Source organism: Caldimicrobium thiodismutans (genome assembly GCF_001548275.1).
Lineage (GTDB): Bacteria > Desulfobacterota > Thermodesulfobacteria > Thermodesulfobacteriales > Thermodesulfobacteriaceae > Caldimicrobium > Caldimicrobium thiodismutans.
On the sequence record NZ_AP014945.1, the window covers coordinates 989,045 to 1,007,479 of the forward strand.

The following is an 18,435-nucleotide window of genomic DNA, read 5'->3' on the forward strand; positions in this document are numbered from 1 at the left end:
TTAAGGAAAGGTCTTCAGGATATTTTTAAGGCCTCTTTCTGCCAGCTCCTCTGCTGTCAACCACTTGATTTTACCATAAAGGGGGAGGTTGAGAATATTTTCGCTCAAGGGTTTTTGGGTTTCATCAAAGGTTCTCTGCCAGAGTATTCTTCCTGTTTCCCCTTCATAGAGCACAAGGGTAAAGGAGACTGAAGCAGGGGTATCAACACTCCAGCTACTACCCTTTCTTTGTTTGAATCTAAAAATTTTTCCATAAAGTAGCCCCTGTGCCTCTGTTTTCTGAGTAATATATCTCACCAGGGCTTCGGAGGTTTTAGCAAGACTTAAGCCCTCCTCAAGGAGAGTTTCATATTCATTCTGTGAGAGAAATATAAAAGTGTATCTATCCTGTAAAGGGATTAAAGCAACTTTTAAGAGTTCATTCATCACCTCTCTGGCAGAGGGTTCAATCTCCCCGGGCACAATCCCAGTCACAGGACAATAAAAGGGAATAGGAGTCTCCGTAGGGCAATAATAATCAAAGGGCAAAACCACAATCGTTTTTAAGGTCTTAGAAAGAGTGGGGGGGAGGGTCTGAGGCCTTTCTGCTGGAGCACACCCCAAAAGAAATGAAAAAATAATCCCTAATAAAAAGGAATAAATAGCTCTTTTCATCTCTTTCACCCATCTTTTTTTTAACATACTTTACCTGCAAAAATAAAGATTACAAGTATTGTGTATAAGTCCATATCTTTTGAGACTTAATGAGGCTTTTTCCATACCTTTTCCCCTCTTGAAAGAAAGGACAAAAATCTGTGTTAGGATATGAACTTATGCACTCCAAATGATGCAAAGAAATACATAATGGACAAACACTTAAGTTTGCTCCTATAAAAGAGCCCCTACAAAAGGGATAAAAAAACGCATAAGTTCAATGTGGGGATTCACAATATTTATACAGGGGGGCTTACGCCCCCCAATCCTCCTTTAGACAAGCTTTAATGCATCCTTTACAGAAATAACACCTACTACTCTCTGATCTCTTACAACAGGAAGGTGTCTTATCTTGTTATCAATAAATTTTTCCAGAGCCTCTTTCAAACTGCTCTCAGGAGTGACAGTAACGACATTTTTAATCATAAACTCTATAACTGGTTTATTCCTATTTCCTTCCTCACAACAAAGAATAGCCATCAAATCCTTTTCTGAAATAACCCCGGATAATTTACCAGTATCTGCATTAACAACCGGGATAAAACCTACATTTTTCTCCACCATTAGTTTAGTAACCTCAATTATAGGTGTATTATCTTTCACAGTAATAGCAGGAGTCATAAACTCTTCAACGCGAATGCGCTCTGTAAAGGGCTTTTTAACTCCGGCTGAGATAAGGGCAACCTCATTAAAGACATAACGGGGGTCAATATATCCGACGATTCTCTTATTTTGATCCACAACTGCAATACCCTTAACTCCATACTGCTGAATTAGAACAATAGCATCAATTATTCTTGCGGAAGCATAGACTTCATCTACATCAACTACAACCTCTTTAAGTGGGGTGTTAATTGTTGCTCCGGTAACGAGGGCCTTAAGAAGAGATCTTTCTTCAACAATACCAAGGTATCTTCCTGTTTCAGTTCCATTATCAGTGACAATCGCTATTCTCTGACCTTCAATCTGAAGTCTTTTCATAGCCTCACCAATACTCATAGTTCCAGCTAAGATAAGGGCCTTATGAGCAAACTTTCCAGCTGAAAGCTCTTCCCAGAGTCTTTCTCCTTTAGTCTCCCAGCCTTTAAAGAGATAAAGGAGCCCCATTATCATAGGAATTATAGTTGCCCAAATAATTACAGATAGATAATGATTTCCAGTTATTTTTAAAAGAAGGGTAATCATAAAGGGGGTCAAACCGCCAAAGACTCCATACCCCATGTTATAAGTAAATCCAATAGCAGTTGTTCTAACCTTAGCAGGAAATAGCTCAAGAAGCATAGCTGACATGGCTCCACTATAACCGATACCATTCATAAATGTGCCTGCAGCAACCAATAAAAAGAGCATGGTTTTATCAGGAGGATTGGCATAACCCTGCATCAAATAAAAAGTCAGGGGGAAAATTAGGGCATTACCATAGATCCCAAGGAGAAGGATGGGCTTTCTTCCAATTTTATCTGAGACCCATCCAAAGAAAAGATAAGTCCAGAGCACCACATAGGTTGCATAAGCTAACAAATCTTTGGTTAATTTTTTATCTACTCCTAAATCTCCTAAATAAAAGCTAACATAAAGTTGGTTAGTATACCAGATAGGACCATGGGCTCCAATCACACCAATCCAGGCAAGAATAAAGAGCCAGAGGTAGTGTTTATTAGTGAAAAGTTCTTTAATTGGGGCACTGGTAACCCTTCTAATCTGCTTAAGAGCTGTAAAAACCGGGGTCTCTTTATAAAGATAGTGAATAATGAGGGCTACGACAAAAACTACTACACCGGCAATTACAAAGCACCATCTCCACCCTGTAGCCTCAAAAGCCTCTGTTCCAAAATAACCCTGAAGGGCTGAAGCAATATTTGCAGCAAGTGCCATACCAAAGGCAGGAGTTGTAAAAAGAAAGCCTGTGATGAGCCCTCTTCTGTGATCCGGTGTAAATTCCCCGAGGTAGGTAATAGCAGCTCCATATCCACCTCCTAAGGCAAGCCCCTGAATAATTCTAAGAATAAAAACTCCAATAGAGGCAAAAATTCCCAAGGTTTCATAACCTGGCAAAAGAGCAATCCCAATAGTCCCAACCATCATCATGGAGATAGCTGTTAAAAAGGCAATTTTTCTACCATACTGGTCTCCGATCTTACCAAACATAAGAGCACCAACGGGTCTAAATAAAAAACCTATAGCTAAAGCTGCAAAGGAAGCCAATAAACTTGCCAAAGGGTCATGACTGGGAAAATAAACTTTGGCAAGGGTTTTAGCAAGAATGGCATAGACATAAAAATCCAGCCATTCAAGCAAAGCGCCTGTCCAAGAGACAATGGCAACAGGCAAAACCTCTTTAAACTGAACGCGCTCTTGTTCCATAAGCCACCTCCCATTTAAATTATTATCAACTCTATAACATAAAAACTAAAAAGTTAAAATAAATTGGAGAAAATTTTCACAAAATGAAGAGACCCTCCTGAGCCTTAGGGTCTCAAAAAATTAATTTTTTATGTCTTAAAGATATGAAGAATAAATCTTTTTAGGGCCTCAAATCCTCTTTTTTCTTTACAAGATAAAGGAAAAATAATTTTCTCAGGAAGGGATAATTCTTTGAGATAAATATTCTTTTGAGCCTCCAGCTCTCCCTTTGAAAGGGTATCTATTTTGTTGAGAACAACTATAAAGGGTTTATTCAAGGCCTTAATAAATTTGATAAGTGCTCTATCCAGAGGGTCTGGTTTTCTACGAATATCAAAAATAAGAATAAGCAGTCTGAAATCCCTTATGCTCTGTAAATATCCTTCGATAAGCTTTTGCCAGTTAAGATAGACTTCTTTAGAGACTTTGGCAAAGCCATAACCAGGAAGATCAACCATAAGAAACCTTCCATCTATTAGAAAAAAATTTAGAGCCTGTGTAAAACCAGGTGTTGAGGAGACTCTGGCTAATTTACGGGTATTGAATAGGGCATTTATGAACGAAGACTTTCCCGCATTGGATCTTCCAAGAATAACAATTTCTGGGTATTCTGGGGGAGGTAAATCTTCCAGTTTATAAACACTTTTAACAAATTCAGCCCTTTTAAACATTGCTAAGAAAAGCAGGGGTTTAAGTAAGCCGGGTTCTGTTCTGAGGATGGGTTTTCCTCAGGGCGGTTATTTCTCTTGAGCCAAGGTTACCCTTGGCTTCAAGCGGCCTACCTGAGCCCATTTGGGCGGGGCACCCTTAGGCTCCCTTTGGCCTTGCTCCGGATGGGGGTTACCGTGCCAGGCTGAGTTACCTCAGCCTGCGGTGGGCTCTTACCCCACCTTTTCACCCTTGCTCGCACCCTGCCTCATTCAAGACAGGGCCGCTTGCGGTCTCTTTTCTGTGGCCCTTTCCAGGGATTACTCCCTCCGGGTATTACCCGGCATCCTCCCCTCTGGAGCCCGGACTTTCCTCACAGGAAGCACTCCTTCCTGCGCAACCGCCTCTTAAACCCCTGCCTTTCTTAAATTTAAAAGCTTCTTTTCCCTTTTCAAGAGGTTACATGCGTCCATATCTTTTAAGACTTAAATCTGCCTCTTTTGAAAGATAAAGAGGATTCACCCCTCTTATCCCATTTTACAGATGGGGCAAGCCTATGTGTTTGCCCGTTATGTGTCCCTTTACATTATTGAGGCAGACACGCAGGTCCGCCCCTACTCTCACCTCTCACTTTTTAACCTTTTTCCACCCCTCTTTTTTCTTATAAGGATATGAACCTATGCGGCCCCTGTTAAGCCCGATTTTCAGCATCTATAGGGTTTCTACCCTTTTGTGCTAAGGTATAACCTGCAAGAGCTCCACCAAGCAAAAAGGCACAAGCAGTCGTAATTACTGCACCAAGCATACTCACTGCAGTAAAGACCCTTGCTACCACACCGAGACTACCAGGACCAGCAATTAACTCTGCAAGCCTTAAACCTACATATCCTCCCATCATAGCACTTGGAAAAAACCCAAGAAGCACAAACAAAATCAAACCTGCCCCTGTCCCAATGTAAACAGCCTTCTTGGAATTGATCTTTGCTAACATAATCCCACCTCCCCTTTTATTTTTTAATCCTTGTTCCCTCTCATTCAACCCTTTCATCTCTTTCTCCTCCTCTTCTTTCTGTATAAAGATTATATCAAAAAACATGCCTGATTCTAAAAAAGGATTTTACTAAGTCCGGAGAAATATTTTTGGCAGGATTGCAAAAAATGAACTCAAATTAAAAGTTTTTTTTTCGCTTTTGCAAAAATTTCTATCAAAGAGAGAGGCTCTTAACTTAAATATAGATTTTTAAAATTCTAAAGACCTCTAAGGGATTTGCTATTCCTTGGATCCCTCTTAAAAATTTTAGAATAGAGAAGCCCCCCTTTAGGGGTATTATCTGGATTAGATTTTTATCCCTTAGTTCTTCAATTTTTACTGTAGAGGCATCCTCCTTTAATGGTTCAAAATTTAGATTTTTTTTGAGTTCAAGCAAATAAGTTACTCCTCTTTCTGGTATTAAAGGTTTAGAAAAACCTTTTCCTTTAACTTTTACAATTTTAAGCCCCCTGTAAATTTCTCTTCCCAAAAGAAGTTTTTCATCAAAATCTTCCCTGAAGGCTATACCGAGAAATTCTCCTTCCACCTCAATTCCAACAGAAGTTGCCTCGCTACAAACAAATTTAGGCCTTGGATTAAACCCCTGGGTATAGGCAAGGGAAAAACCCTCTCTTCTCAAATATAACTCAAAGAGCCTCAAGACCTCAAGCTGGGAAAGGAATTTGGCAGGCCCCTTTTTATCAAAATATATCTCATACCAGACCTCCTTTTGTAGAGATAAAGTTTTTAGAGATTTTTTGATCCCTTTATCCTGGCTTTCTTCTACCTGAGACTCTCTGGCAAGATAGTTTTTGATTTTACCTTTACAGACCCCGCATTTTACACAGGGTTCAAACCGGCAATCTGAGGTATATTTACCCTCGTAAGCCCTTTTTCTCTCTTTTAAAAGGAATTCTTTTTTAACCCCCAGATCTATGTGCTCCCAGGGAAGAGGCTTTAGAGGATCTCTTTCAGATAGATAATCTCTAAGCTCAAGTCCAAGCTCTCTTGCCGTTTCTTCCCAGAGAGTATAATCAAAAAACTCTTTCCAGGAATCAAGACGGGCACCCTTTTTATAGACTGATTGGAGATAGGAGAAGAGTTCTTGCCCGGATCTGGCTATAACCCCCTCAAGTAGACTCTGTTTGGGATTATGGGCTTTAAATTTATCTCTTAGTTTATCCTTAAGAACTTTTACCTTTGCAAAGGCTTCCTCTAAGGTGATTTGTCTTTCCCATTGAAAAGGAGTATGAGGCTTAGGGATAAAAATTGAGGCTGAAAAAAGTATTTCTCCCCCTTTGAAACTTTTTTTAAGCTCGGAATAAAGCTTTGTCATTTCCCAGAGATCTTCTTCAGTTTCCGTAGGAAGCCCGAGCATAAAGTAAAGCTTTAATCTTTTAAAACCATGTATTTTAGCAAGCTCCACATCCCTGAAGAGGGCATCCATATCAATGTTTTTATTGATAACCCTTCTCAATCTCTCTGAGGCTGCTTCAACTGCTATGGTTAAAGTGCTTGTCCTCCCTTTTTTAAGAAAATTTAGTATCTTAGGAGTTAAACTTCCCACTCTCAAGGAGGGCAAACTAAAGACAAATTCCTTAAATTCAGAAGAATAAAATTCCTTTTCTAATAGATCTACGAGTTCTTCAAGACAGGAGTAATCCCCCGCAGAGAGAGACATAAGAGAGGCCTCACGATAGCCTGTTAAGTTAAAGGCCCTTTTAGCCTCCTCAAGGATCTCCTGAGGGGATTTTTCTCTTACAGGTCTATAATAAAAACCTGCCTCACAGAAACGGCAGGATCGTGTGCATCCCCTTGAAATCTCTAAGGATACTCGGTCATGGGCAAGAGGAATCACAGGAATGGAATAGTGCATAGGCAGAGAGCCCTTAGGAATAAAGAGTCTTCTTTTTACCTTATTTTTCAGTAAGGGAACATAAAGGCCTTCTATTTTTGTTAATTCCACATAAAGCTCACTCTTGATTAAAGAACCTGTTTTCCAGTTCTCAAGGAGCTTGAGAACCTCAAGAATAACCTCTTCAGCATCACCAATCACTATGACATCAAAGAGCTCAGCTATGGGTTCGGGATTTCCACAGCAAGGGCCTCCTCCTATAATCAAAGGGTAACCTTTTTCTCTTTCTTCAGCTTTAAATGGAATTCCTGAAAGTTCAAGGATCTGAAAAAGATTAGTAACAAGGAGTTCATAGGGATAACTTATACCCAAAACATCAAATTCCCTAAGGGGCCTTTTATAATTGAGGCTAAGAAGAGGAATATTTCTCTCCTTCAGGGCTTTTTCCATATCCGGGTATACCGCAAAAACAAAATCACAAAGATACCTATCAGAGGCATTAATAATTCCAGCCAAAATATTTATTCCAAGGTGAGATCTGCCAACTTCGTATAGATCAGGATATCCAAGACAGACTTTAAGATCAGCCCTTTCCCAATCTTTATAGGGAAAATGAGGTTCCCTTCCTAAGTAGCGGGAGGGCTTTTGAAGGGTGATTAAAATCTCCTCTGGATAATCTTTTATCATCCATTAAATTTTAATACATGTTTTATTATTTAGGAGTAGATTTGGGGGGCGGTAGTAATACCTGGGCAGTGGCTTTAAAAAAGCTACCCAAAAGGGGGCTCCTTCTTGAAAATGTCCTTTCCTTTAATGAGACAGAGCTAAAAAATGTCACATCTGAAGAAATTTTTGCCTTTGTAAAAAATAACAGGGTTCTTGCCCTTTCTATAGATGCCCCTCTAAGTTTTTCTCTCAAAGTTGAGAAAGGGTTTCGTTTAGCAGATCTCGCCTTAAGAAACCTTCTTCCAGGTCCCTATAGAAAATGGGTTCTTTCTTACCATACCCTTATGGGAATCCCATTAAGAGGATTGCTTCTTGCTCAAAAGCTAAGCCCCTATTGTGGCACTATTCTTGAGACCCATCCCCGGGCAAGCTTCTACTTTCTTCTTCCTGAGGAAAAAAGATATCTTGCCAGTAAATATAAAAAAGAGGGACTTTTCCCCGAGGAAACAGATTTTCTTATAAACTATTTTGAAAAGCACTTTTTTATTAAACTCCCCAAGATGGTCTTTGATAAAGCAGATTTTTTAGATGCCTTTATCTGTTCTTTAACTTCCTATATTTATGTAAAAGCTCCAGAAAAACTCCTTTTCTTACCACAAGAAGAAGATTTAACAGGATTTGGTCCTTTTGTGATTTACTTTAAAAAAAGAAAAGTCGCATTAAAATTAGAAAAAAATTTGAGGTGAGAGCGGATGTTTGCAAGACTCTTTAAAATCTTTTCCAAGGATCTGGCTATAGACCTTGGCACAGCTAACACCCTTATCTATCTTGAAGGTAAGGGTATAATCCTCAAAGAGCCTTCCGTGGTTGCAGTTAAAGAGGATGGACGATACAAAAAAGTGCTTGCCGTTGGAGATGAGGCTAAAAGGATGCTGGGGAAAACCCCGGGGCTTATCAAAGCAGTTAGACCTTTAAGGGAAGGAGTAATTGCTGACTTTGAGGTCACCGAGGCCATGATTCGCTATTTTATCCAGAAAGTGCATAACAGGTCTTACTTAGTTAAACCAAGGATTATTATCAGTGTCCCTTCAGGAACTACTCAAGTGGAAAGGCGGGCTGTAAAGGAGAGTGCTGAAAGTGCAGGTGCCCGTGAGGTCTATCTCATTGAAGAGCCCATGGCAGCTGCAATTGGTGCAGGGCTCCCTATTACTGAGCCCATTGCCAGTATGATTGTGGATATCGGAGGAGGAACCACGGAGGTAGCTGTAATCTCCCTGGGGGGAATTGTTGCCTCCCATTCTATCAAGGTTGCAGGCGATAAATTAGATGAAGCTATTGTGCAATATGTAAAGAGAAAATATAATCTTTTGATTGGAGAGGCAACCGCTGAGCAAATCAAGATTCAAATAGGCAATGTCTATCCAGAAGAACCCTATGATACCTTTGAAATTAAAGGCAGAGATTTAATTTCAGGCACACCCAAAACTATCACCATCACTTCAAAAGAGATTCAAGAGGCTATAAGAGAACCTATTGAGCTTATCATTCAGGCTATTAAGCAGGTGCTTGAAGAAACACCCCCAGAGCTTTCTGCTGACCTTGTGGATAGAGGTATAACCCTTTCTGGAGGTGGAGCTCTTTTAAGAAATCTTGACAAACTTATTTCCGAAGCAACAGGCCTTCCAGTCAGGGTAGCAGAAGATCCTCTTATCTGTGTTGCCCTTGGGGCAGGTAAAGCCCTTGACAACCTGGACAAACTTAAAGATATAATGATCTCTGCTTAAAGATTGTTTTTTCGGAAAAGCTCGTAATAATAGAGGACATCTCTTACATAGTTTACAGTCTCTGAATAAGGGGGTATACCCCTGTAAGATTTTACCGCTTCAGGACCTGCATTGTAAGCTGCAAGACTAAGCTTTAGATCTCCAAATTCATCAAGGAGCATCCTTAAATACCTTGCTCCTCCATAGATATTTTCAACTGGATCAAGGGGATTGCTGACTCCAACTAATCTTGCTGTGGATGGGATAAGTTGCATAACCCCCATGGCCCCTTTTGGAGAAACTGCCTGGGGATTAAAATTTGACTCAACCTTGGCCATAGCCTTCAATAACTTAGGATCAAGATTAAAGGCCCTGGCAACCTCATTAAAGATTTCATCAAATTTAGAAGAAAAAGCCCCTTCATTAAATCCTCGCTTGAGGGAGGAAAGTAACAAGGTATCTCTCTTATCCTTTTTAAGGGGTAGTCTCATATAAATTTTAAAGTTCTCGTTTAAGGGAAGATTAGAATAATATTTTTCCCCGGTTTCCTGATCTTCATAAACAAAAATTTTAGAGGCAAAAACCGGGGAGGAGAAAAAAACAAGCCCTATGCAAAGAATAATACTCAGGAACATGTTCTTTCCCCCTCTTTAAACAAATATTTCTTTAAACATTTATCGGAACAAAAAAAAAGCTCTTGAGAGCCTTTTTTTAATATCTTTCCCTGGTTCTGTGGAAAAAAAATTCCACAAGAAAGGCAAGCACACATCTCCATTTGGCGACTTTTTTGCTCCTGTTTAGCTTTAACCCGTTTCTTTTTATAATACCAAAAAACTCCTAAAAGGAGAAGTATCAAAATTAAATATTTCATATTTTAAGCTCCTCAGTTAGGGCTTTTATTCCCTGTTTCAGGTATTCTTTCTCTCTCTCCTGCTTTATCTCACAAAGTTTTTTCCCGGTGACTGGTTCTCTTAGATCTGGCTCTATCTCCAAAGTGGGGATAACTACAAAAGCTCTCTCAAGGGCTCTGGGATGAGGAATTTTAAGGATGGCACTGCTAAAGCGCAGATCTTCATAAAAAACAATATCAAGGTCTATGGGTCTATCGGAAAGACAAAGATCTTTCTTTCTTCCCATTTTAAACTCAATCTTTTTGAGTTCTAAAAAAAGGGCAAGGGGTGAGAGAAAAGTTCTTATCTTGACCACAAGATTATAAAAATAATTTTTGCTTTCAAAATAAAGAGGTCTTGTCTCATAAATCTTAGAGAGTTTTTCAATCTGAGCAGGAAGTTCTTGCAAGAGTTTGATAGCCCTTTCAAGATTTTCTCTACGATTACCAAGATTACTTCCCAGGGAAAGATAAACCCTTTTTAGGGTTTCAGGGTAGCAAGCCTCTTTACCGCTTCCCTTAATCGTTCTACTCCCACAGTTAAAGCCACTCTAAAATACCCCTCACCAGATGCCCCAAAGCCATTGCCAGGAGTAACAACAACAGCAAGCTCCTGTAAAAGCTTCTTACAGAAATCTGACGAGGTATATCCCTGAGGCACCCGCACCCAGAGATAAAATGTAGCTGAGGGTTTTTTGAACTCAAAACCAAGCTTTTTAAGCTCTTGAGAGAAAACATCTCTTCTTTCCTGAAAGATTCTCCTCAAAGGAGGGACAATCTTTTCAAGATTAGAAAGGGCATAAGCCCCTGCCTCCTGAAGGGCGGTAAAAACTCCTGAGTCAATATTACTCTTCACCTTGGCCAAGCCTTGCACAAGTTCTCTTTTTCCTACTGCAAAGCCTATTCTCCAGCCTGTCATACAAAAGGTTTTAGAAAGACTGTGAAATTCAATAGCCACATCTTTGGCACCATCTACCTCAAAGATGCTCAAAGGAGGATCCTCAAAATAGAGCTCAACATAAGCGGAATCATGGGCTACTATAAAATCATGTTTTTTGGCTAAAGCTATCGTCTCCTTGAAAAAATCCTTAGTTGCAGACGCTCCAGTAGGATTATTGGGATAATTTAACCAGAGGATCTTAGTGCGTCTCCAGAGATCTTTGGGAATGCGCCCCAAATCTGGCAAAAAATCATTTTCCCAGGTCAGGGGCATATAATAGGGCTCACCATCCGTAAAGATAGTTCCCAGGTGATAAACAGGATAGGCAGGATCTGGGCACAAGACTATATCTCCAGGATTTACAAAGGCAAGAGGAAAGTGGGCTATACCCTCTTTGGAACCTATAAGAGCAACCACCTCACTTTCCGGATCAAAGGTTACTCCAAAGCGTCTTTGCATATAATCTGCACAGGCTTTGCGAAAAAAAAGACTTCCGGGGTTAGCTGGATATCTATGATACTCAGATTTTTCAAGGGCCCTTTTAGCCACATCCACAATTTCCTGTGGGGTAGGAATATCAGGATCTCCTATACCAAGGTCAATTACATCTGCCCCCTCTTTTATCTTTTCATTTTTCAGGCGGTCAAGTTCAACAAAAAGATAGGGAGGAATCTTTTGAAGTCTCTTAGAAAGCTCTGACATCTCTTCCTCCTGAAATTTTATCTTTCCCTTTTTCCCTCAATAAATTCAATTACCATCCGGCGAGCCATATGATCGGGAAACTGCTTGGGAGGATGTTTCATGGTGTAGGCTGAGATAGATAAAAGAGGCCCTCCAATACCACGCTCACGAGCAAGTTTAGCACATCTTATGGCATCAATGGCTGATCCAGCAGAATTGGGAGAATCCTCGACCTCAAGTTTTACCTCAACAGACATGGGAACTCCCCCAAAGTGCTCTCCCTCTATACGAATATAGGCAATTTTTTTGTCCTTTAACCAGGGAACCCAGTCAGAAGGCCCTATGTGAATGTTTTCCCAGCCAATATCATAGGGGATAAGGCTTGATACTGCCTCAGTTTTTGAAATCTTTTTAGTTGCAAGCCTTCCCCTTTCAAGCATGTTTAAAAAATCTGTATTTCCACCAAAATTTAGCTGATAGGTTCTTTTAATAGGGATACCTCTATCTACAAAGAGCTGAACAAGAGCCCGATGAAGAATTGTTGCCCCGAGCTGACTTTTTATATCATCTCCCACTGCAGGAATACCCTCCTTTTCAAAACGAGCTCCCCATTCAGGATCAGAGACAATAAAAGTAGGCATAGCGTTGACATAGGCAACCCCTGCCCTTAAACAGGCCTCGGCATAGAATCTGGCTGCCTCTTCAGATCCAACGGGAACATAACTTATTAATACTTCAGCTCCGGTCTCCTTAAGGTGTGCCACCACATCCTCAAGCTCATCCTCTTTTTCCTCTGAAATAACAAAGCTCTTTTCCTCAGGGAAATCTTTCATATGTCCAGCGCATCCGTCAAGAACCTTTCCTTTTCTAACCTTTACTCCTAAGGAGGGAACCTCTTTATAAAAAATTGTTGTGCAATTGGGAGCACTAAAAATTGCTTCTGCCACATCTTTTCCCACTTTTCGGGCATCAATGTCCCAGGCACAGACAACTTCAATATCTGAAGGCCTGTAACCACCCACATCTGGGAACATTAACCCCTTTAACTCCTCAACCCCTTTGTTTTGATAATAATAGATCCCCTGAATTAAGGAGCTTGCACAATTGCCAACCCCTACTATAGCGAGTTTCACTTTTTTGGACATTTCTTTGTTCCCCCAGAAGGATTTCTCATAAAAATAGCACAAATTTTTTCTATTACAACGAATTGTATGCGTCCAGATATTTTAAGATTAAAATCTGCCTCTTCGGGCAGATAAATCTGCTTTACCCTTAAACTATAAAGCCTCCCCTGTATAAATGCTGTAAATCCTTCCTCTCACCTTTTTTCCACCCTTCCCTTTTCTTGTAAGGCTTATGTATCCAAATTAGGCCTGCCTTTTTGAGAGTTCCAATTTTGCAAGGCCTGTAACTACCTCTCCAGGTAAAAGGCTTATTAATCTAACTCCTTTAGTGCTCCTACCTTGAAGGGGTATCTCTTGAGCTTCAATTCTTATAGCCTTTCCAGAGGAGGAAAAAATAAGCAGTTCTTCCTCGCCTTTTAATATATCCCCACAGGTTAAAAGGCCTGTTTTATCGCTTAGGCCATGGGCTGTAATTCCTCTCCCTCCTCTTCCCTGAAGCCTAAATTCAGAAAAGGAAGTTCTCTTACCAAAACCCTTTTCCGTAAGGGTGAAAAGGGAAGCCCCTTCTTCAACCCTAATAAGGGCTATAACTTCATCTTTTTCACTTAGCCTTATACCTGTAACTCCTTCTGCCTGCCTTCCCATAGCTCTTACTTCCCTCTCACTGAAATGAAGGGACAATCCCTCCCGGGTCAAAATAATCAGAGTATCCTTCCCTTTAGTTTTAACCCCTCCCACAAGGGAATCTCCCTCTTTGAGATTGATAACTGTGCTTCCACTTTTTCTTAAGGCCCTCAATTCCTCAAAGGGAAATTTTTTTACAATCCCTTTTCGAGTTATCAAAAAGAGGAAACCCTCGGTTGTATGGGGAAGGATAAAGGCAATCTCCCCCTCCAGGGCTGAGATAAAGTTTTTAAGGTGCGTTCCCCTGGCCTGTCTTGTAGAAAGAGGCACATCCTTTAACTCTAAAGGATAAACCTTGCCTTCAGCCGTAAAAACTAAAAGCTCTGCATCGTCCACTACCTGTAAGGCACTTTTCAGTCTTTCTTCTCCAGAAAAGGCTATAACTCCCTTTCCACCTCTCTTTTGAGTAGAAAATTGTTCTAAAGAAAGTTTGCGAATGTATCCTTCATCACTTATAACTATAAGCACTTCCTCTCTTGGTCTTTCCTCCTCTACAATCTCAAGATCTTTTTCCAGGATCCGGGTTTTTCTCTCATCTCCATATTTTTCTCTAATTTCCTTGAGTTCCTCTTCAAGGACTGTAATTAAGGTAGGCTCATGGGTTAAAATTTTTTCATAATAGGCCATAGCCCTTTTTAGCTCTTCATATTCCAGTAAAATTTTTTCTCGCTCCAAAGCAGTGAGTCTCTGAAGTCTTAGGTTTAAGATTTCCTGAGCCTGAATATCTGTAAAATTAAAGCGTTTTATTAACCGTTCTTTGGCAGTTTTAGGGGTATCGGATTTCTTAATAAGTTCAATAATTTCATCTAAATGCTGGAGAGCCTTTAGGAAGCCCTCCAGGATGTGAGCCCGTTCTTTAGCCTTTCTTAAGTCATACTGGGTGCGGCGGATAATGATAGTCCTTCGCCAGTTGAGAAAGTGCTGAAGCATATCTTTAAGGGTTAAGACCTCAGGTCTTCCCTGCACTAAGGCCAAAAATATTATTCCAAAGGTGGTTTCAAGAGGGGTGTGCTTAAAAAGTTCCATAGCCAAGCTATGGGGGGCTTGAGACCACTCCCTTTTAAGCTCCACAACAACCCTTATTCCCTCACGATCCGATTCATCTCTTATATCAGCGATACCCTCTATCTTTTTGTCTCTTACAAGCTCGGCAATCCGTTCAACAACCTTGGCCTTATTGACCTGATAAGGCAGTTCTGTAAAAACAAGTTTGGCTCTATCTTTTTCCTTTTCCACTCTATATTTGGCCCTAAGTTTGATAATTCCCCTTCCGGTTGTATAGGCCTTTTTAATACCCTCTGTTCCAACTATAAAAGCTCCGGTTGGAAAATCCGGGCCCTTCACATACTCCATTAAATCCTCAGGGGTAATCTCAGGATTTCTCAAAAGGGCGATCAGGGCTGTGGCTACCTCTGAGAGATTGTGCGGAGGAATGTTTGTGGCCATCCCCACCGCAATCCCTGAAGACCCATTTACAAGAAGGTTGGGGATCTTAGAGGGTAAAACCACCGGTTCTTTCAAGGTATTATCATAGTTCGGGACAAACTCAACGGTTTCCTTTTCAATATCTGCTAAGAGTTCATGGGCAAGACGGGTAAACCTAACCTCAGTATAGCGCATGGCTGCAGGGGCATCTCCATCAATGGAACCAAAATTCCCCTGTCCATCAATCATGGGATACCGCATGGTGAAATCCTGAGCCATTCGGACAATAGCTTCATAAACTGGCATGTCTCCATGGGGATGATATTTACCGATAACCTCTCCCACGATTCTTGCGCTCTTTTTAAAGGGTTTATTCCAGTCATTGCCTGCTTCATACATGGCATAAAGAATGCGTCTCTGCACAGGTTTTAGCCCATCCCTTACATCAGGAAGGGCCCTTCCCACAATGACACTCATGGCATAATCAAGATAACTTTCCTTTAGTTCCTCTTCTAAAGGCACAACAATAATCTCACCCATACTACAGCACTCCTGCAATTTTTTTTGTTTATAATATAAGCATGTCTCCTTTGCTTAAATTTGTCCCTCAACTCCTAATAAGAAGGTTTTAGCTAAAAGCCCTCGCCACATGGGTGGATGGAGTAAGGGATAACTTTAATTCTACTCCTATCAAAAATTTAATTGAAGGATTAATAATTCCGAGGTGATTTGCCCTGGCTAACATTTTTACCTTACCCTATTTTCTTAGAGTTGACTCCTTAAAGGTTTTTCATTCTTTCTAAGCTTTTTTCAATATTTTCTCTCACCTGTGATAGCAAGGTATTTTTATCCTTCAGGGTTAAATTCTTAACCTCTATGACTGGCCCAATGGAAACCCAAACCTCCCTTTTCTTTAAATTAAACCAGAGACTCCCTTTGGGTAAAATCCTAAAAGTGCCCCAGATAGAAACTGGACAAACAGGAACACCAGCTTTAATAGGGATCAAAAAACCAGCTGCTTTAAAGGGTAAAAGCTCTCCGGTTTTACTTCTTGTTCCCTCAGGAAAGACAACCAGAGAGACTCCCTCTTTAAGTCTATCCACACAGGCAAGCAAACTCTTAAGTCCCTCCTTAGGGTCTTCCCTTTCTACAGGCACATATCCAAGGGCCTTTATACCCCAGCCAAAAAAGGGGATATCAAAAAGACTCTTTTTAGCCAGGAATCTTATATTATAATCCTTTAAAAGGCTTTCAAGCACTGGTATATCCAACTGGCTCTGATGATTAGCCATAAAAACATATTTTTTCCCTTTTTCAGGAAATTTCTCAGCTATAACTTTAATTCTAATACCCAGCACCTTTAAAAGTAGATGACACCAGAGCCAGGCAAAAAAATGCCTCTTTGTCAGGACTGCCAGTAATCCAATAATTGGAACACTTGTTAATACATACAGCCAGGCAAGGATATTTCTTACAAACTCTGTCAAAGTTGAAAACATCCTTAGGCTAAGAAGTTCCTAAGAAGTCTTACCCCCTCTGGGATCTCATCCCCTTTAAAATCCCATTCCAGAGGAGGCTTTTTCAGCTTCATCCAGGTCTCAAGGGAGGTTCCAATAGATTCAGGGTGAAACTGAACTCCTTCAAGCACAAAGTTTTTATGCCTTATACCCATGATCTCTCCATCCTCACTTCTTGCAGAAATCTCAAAATCAGGGGGCAGAGTTTCGGGATCAACAGCTAAGGAATGATACCGCATCGCTGAAAAGGGATTGGGAAGCCCTTTGAAAACTCCTTTTTCGTCGTGATAGATCTGTGAGACCTTGCCGTGCATAAGCCTCTTTGCCCGTATAATTCTTCCCCCAAAGGCCTGAGCCATACACTGGTGCCCCAAACAGACACCAAGAACAGGTATCTTCCCAGCATAATTCTTAATTAATTCAACGGAGATACCTGCCTCATTGGGAGTACAGGGGCCAGGAGAGATTATAATATGACTCGGACTTAAGGCAGAAACCTCCTGGAGGGTTATCTGATCATTTCGGTAAACCAGAATCTCCCCACCCCAGAGTTTTTCAACCATAACTCCCACAAGTTGCACCAAATTATAAGTAAAGGAATCGTAATTATCTATAATAAGAACCCTTTTCATAGAAAATATCCCTTTCCAAAGAGCTCAAGGGCCTTTTCCAAGGCCTTGGCTTTATTAATTGTTTCTTCAAACTCGCGCTCTGGCACAGAGTCCGCCACAATACCTGCTCCTGCCTGTAAGTATAAACGATTTTTTTTCTGGAAAAAGGTTCTTATGGTGATACAGAAATCCATATTTTGGGAAAAACCAAAATAACCCACTGCACCTGCATAAGGTCCTCTAACCACACCTTCAAGCTCCGAAATAATTTCCATGGCTCTAATCTTTGGTGCTCCAGAGACCGTGCCAGCTGGAAAACAGGCTTTAAAAGCGGAAAACATATCTTCTTTATCCTTTAAAATTCCACGCACCCCGGAGACAAGGTGCATCACATGGGAATATCTCTCAACAATAAGAAGCTCATAAACATCAACTGTGCCATATTTTGAGACTCTTCCAAGATCATTTCTCCCGAGATCAACAAGCATAATATGCTCAGCAAGCTCTTTTTCATCTTTCTTAAGCTCCTCTTCTAAAGCAAGATCTTCGGCCTCAGTTAACCCTCTTTTCCTTGTCCCGGCAATGGGTCTTGTCTCCACCTTTTTCTCCTCAACTCTTACCAAAATTTCTGGAGAAGACCCGATTAAGACCTCATCTTGCAGGTGAAGGTAAAACATATAGGGGGAAGGATTAATTTTTCTAAGACCACGATATAGATAAAATGAGGTATGAGGGTTAAGCAAAAGATCATCCTCTAAGGAAAATCTCTGAGATAAAACAGCCTGAATAATGTCTCCTGCGGAGATAAATTCTTTGGCCCTATTTACCATATCCAAAAAGGTCTGTTTTTCAATTTCTGGATATAATTTCAAGGGCTTTTTAAGTTTTGGAAGTTTTATCCTTTTTCTTTGTAAATCCGCTACAACCTCCTTGAGTTCTTCTTTAGCCTCTTCATAGAGGCTTTCATTACCTCCCTTTTCAACAGATAAAAGAATAACCACAATATAACTATGTTTTAGTCTGTCATAGATAAGAAGCTTTTTGGGAAAGATAAAGTTCAGGTCATAAAAATTAAGGATATCTCTACCGCAGGGGACTCTCTTTTCAAAAAAGGAGACCATTTCATAGCTCACATATCCCACAGCTCCCCCCCAAAATCTCGGTAAACCCTTAATCTGAGGGGTATGAAACTCAGAAAGAAGGCGCTTTAATTCTTCAAGAGGCTCCTTATGTTCATAAATTTTTTCATAAGTTCCGGATAACCAGATTGTATTCCCTTTACTTTTAAAGGTCAGAAAGGGATCAAACCCTATAAAGCTATAGCGAGCCCATTTCTCCGGGCCCTCCATACTCTCAAAAAGAAAAAGATATTCTCTTTCGTCAAAAAGTTTGTAAAAAAGGGAAATAGGGGTCTCAAGATCAGCAGGAATCTCAGTATAAAGGGGAATAAGATTATAGATCTCCGCTAATTTAAAGAATTCTCTTTTCTCTGGATAAATCTTCACT

16 protein-coding genes and 1 other RNA gene are annotated in these 18,435 nt (G+C 40.4%); 2 read left to right on the forward strand and 15 right to left on the reverse strand.

Features of this window, described 5'->3' with window-relative positions:
• From THC_RS04885 to THC_RS04910, 6 genes are all read right to left on the reverse strand, one after another.
• Positions 1-681: a hypothetical protein gene (locus THC_RS04885; RefSeq protein ID WP_068514157.1), complete on the reverse strand. Its 681-nt coding sequence runs from the start codon at positions 679-681 to the stop codon at positions 1-3.
• 285 nt (positions 682-966) lie between these two features.
• The gene (locus tag THC_RS04890) at positions 967-3,057 is read right to left on the reverse strand and encodes an MFS transporter (RefSeq protein ID WP_068514161.1); all 2,091 of its coding nucleotides are present in this window, start codon (positions 3,055-3,057) and stop codon (positions 967-969) included.
• A 128-nt stretch (positions 3,058-3,185) separates the two neighbouring features.
• Entirely contained in the window at positions 3,186-3,767 is a 582-nt protein-coding gene (gene yihA, locus THC_RS04895) for a ribosome biogenesis GTP-binding protein YihA/YsxC (RefSeq protein ID WP_068514163.1), read from the reverse strand.
• Between the two features lie 9 nt (positions 3,768-3,776).
• Positions 3,777-4,161: RNase P RNA component class A (gene rnpB, locus THC_RS04900), an RNA gene on the reverse strand.
• 274 nt (positions 4,162-4,435) lie between these two features.
• Positions 4,436-4,735 carry a hypothetical protein gene (locus THC_RS04905; protein ID WP_148638823.1) on the reverse strand — a complete coding sequence of 100 codons (300 nt, stop codon included), beginning with the start codon at positions 4,733-4,735 and terminating at the stop codon, positions 4,436-4,438.
• A gap of 235 nt (positions 4,736-4,970) precedes the next feature.
• On the reverse strand, positions 4,971-7,316 hold the full coding sequence (locus tag THC_RS04910) for a TIGR03936 family radical SAM-associated protein (RefSeq protein WP_068514168.1): 2,346 nt from the start codon (positions 7,314-7,316) through the stop codon (positions 4,971-4,973).
• Positions 7,317-7,333: 17 nt separating this feature from the next.
• Between THC_RS04910 and THC_RS04915 the strand changes: the two genes are divergently transcribed.
• Both THC_RS04915 and THC_RS04920 read left to right on the forward strand, forming a co-directional pair.
• Entirely contained in the window at positions 7,334-8,041 is a 708-nt protein-coding gene (locus tag THC_RS04915) for a DUF429 domain-containing protein (RefSeq protein WP_082706293.1), read from the forward strand.
• A gap of 6 nt (positions 8,042-8,047) precedes the next feature.
• Positions 8,048-9,079, forward strand: a complete 1,032-nt coding sequence (locus tag THC_RS04920; RefSeq protein ID WP_068514173.1) for a rod shape-determining protein — start codon at positions 8,048-8,050, stop codon at positions 9,077-9,079.
• On the opposite strand, the gene THC_RS04925 is transcribed toward THC_RS04920, so the two are convergent.
• The 9 genes from THC_RS04925 to trpE form a co-directional block, all read right to left on the reverse strand.
• A complete protein-coding gene (locus THC_RS04925; protein ID WP_068514175.1) occupies positions 9,076-9,693 on the reverse strand; it encodes a lytic transglycosylase domain-containing protein in 618 nt (205 codons plus the stop codon). The two genes, THC_RS04920 and THC_RS04925, sit on opposite strands and share 4 nt — an antisense overlap.
• Complete coding sequence (locus tag THC_RS09775) at positions 9,684-9,929, reverse strand: PP0621 family protein (RefSeq protein WP_068514178.1); 246 nt, start codon at positions 9,927-9,929, stop codon at positions 9,684-9,686. The genes THC_RS04925 and THC_RS09775 overlap by 10 nt, the downstream gene beginning before the upstream one ends.
• Positions 9,926-10,471: a 2-amino-4-hydroxy-6-hydroxymethyldihydropteridine diphosphokinase gene (gene folK, locus THC_RS04935; RefSeq protein ID WP_082706294.1), complete on the reverse strand. Its 546-nt coding sequence runs from the start codon at positions 10,469-10,471 to the stop codon at positions 9,926-9,928. The genes THC_RS09775 and folK overlap by 4 nt, the downstream gene beginning before the upstream one ends.
• Complete coding sequence (locus tag THC_RS04940; protein ID WP_068514186.1) at positions 10,429-11,589, reverse strand: LL-diaminopimelate aminotransferase; 1,161 nt, start codon at positions 11,587-11,589, stop codon at positions 10,429-10,431. Before THC_RS04940 ends, folK begins: the two co-directional genes overlap by 43 nt.
• Positions 11,590-11,606: 17 nt before the next feature.
• On the reverse strand, positions 11,607-12,713 hold the full coding sequence (locus THC_RS04945) for an inositol-3-phosphate synthase (protein ID WP_068514189.1): 1,107 nt from the start codon (positions 12,711-12,713) through the stop codon (positions 11,607-11,609).
• Between the two features lie 222 nt (positions 12,714-12,935).
• A complete protein-coding gene (gene gyrA / locus THC_RS04950) occupies positions 12,936-15,341 on the reverse strand; it encodes a DNA gyrase subunit A (RefSeq protein ID WP_068514192.1) in 2,406 nt (801 codons plus the stop codon).
• A 239-nt stretch (positions 15,342-15,580) separates the two neighbouring features.
• Entirely contained in the window at positions 15,581-16,288 is a 708-nt protein-coding gene (locus THC_RS04955) for a lysophospholipid acyltransferase family protein (protein ID WP_167344324.1), read from the reverse strand.
• A 14-nt stretch (positions 16,289-16,302) separates the two neighbouring features.
• Positions 16,303-16,950 carry an anthranilate synthase component II gene (locus THC_RS04960; RefSeq protein ID WP_068514200.1) on the reverse strand — a complete coding sequence of 216 codons (648 nt, stop codon included), beginning with the start codon at positions 16,948-16,950 and terminating at the stop codon, positions 16,303-16,305.
• Positions 16,947-18,434 (reverse strand): anthranilate synthase component I, encoded by a 1,488-nt coding sequence (gene trpE / locus THC_RS04965; protein WP_197650946.1) that lies wholly within the window; start codon positions 18,432-18,434, stop codon positions 16,947-16,949. Before trpE ends, THC_RS04960 begins: the two co-directional genes overlap by 4 nt.
• Position 18,435 lies beyond the last annotated feature (1 nt).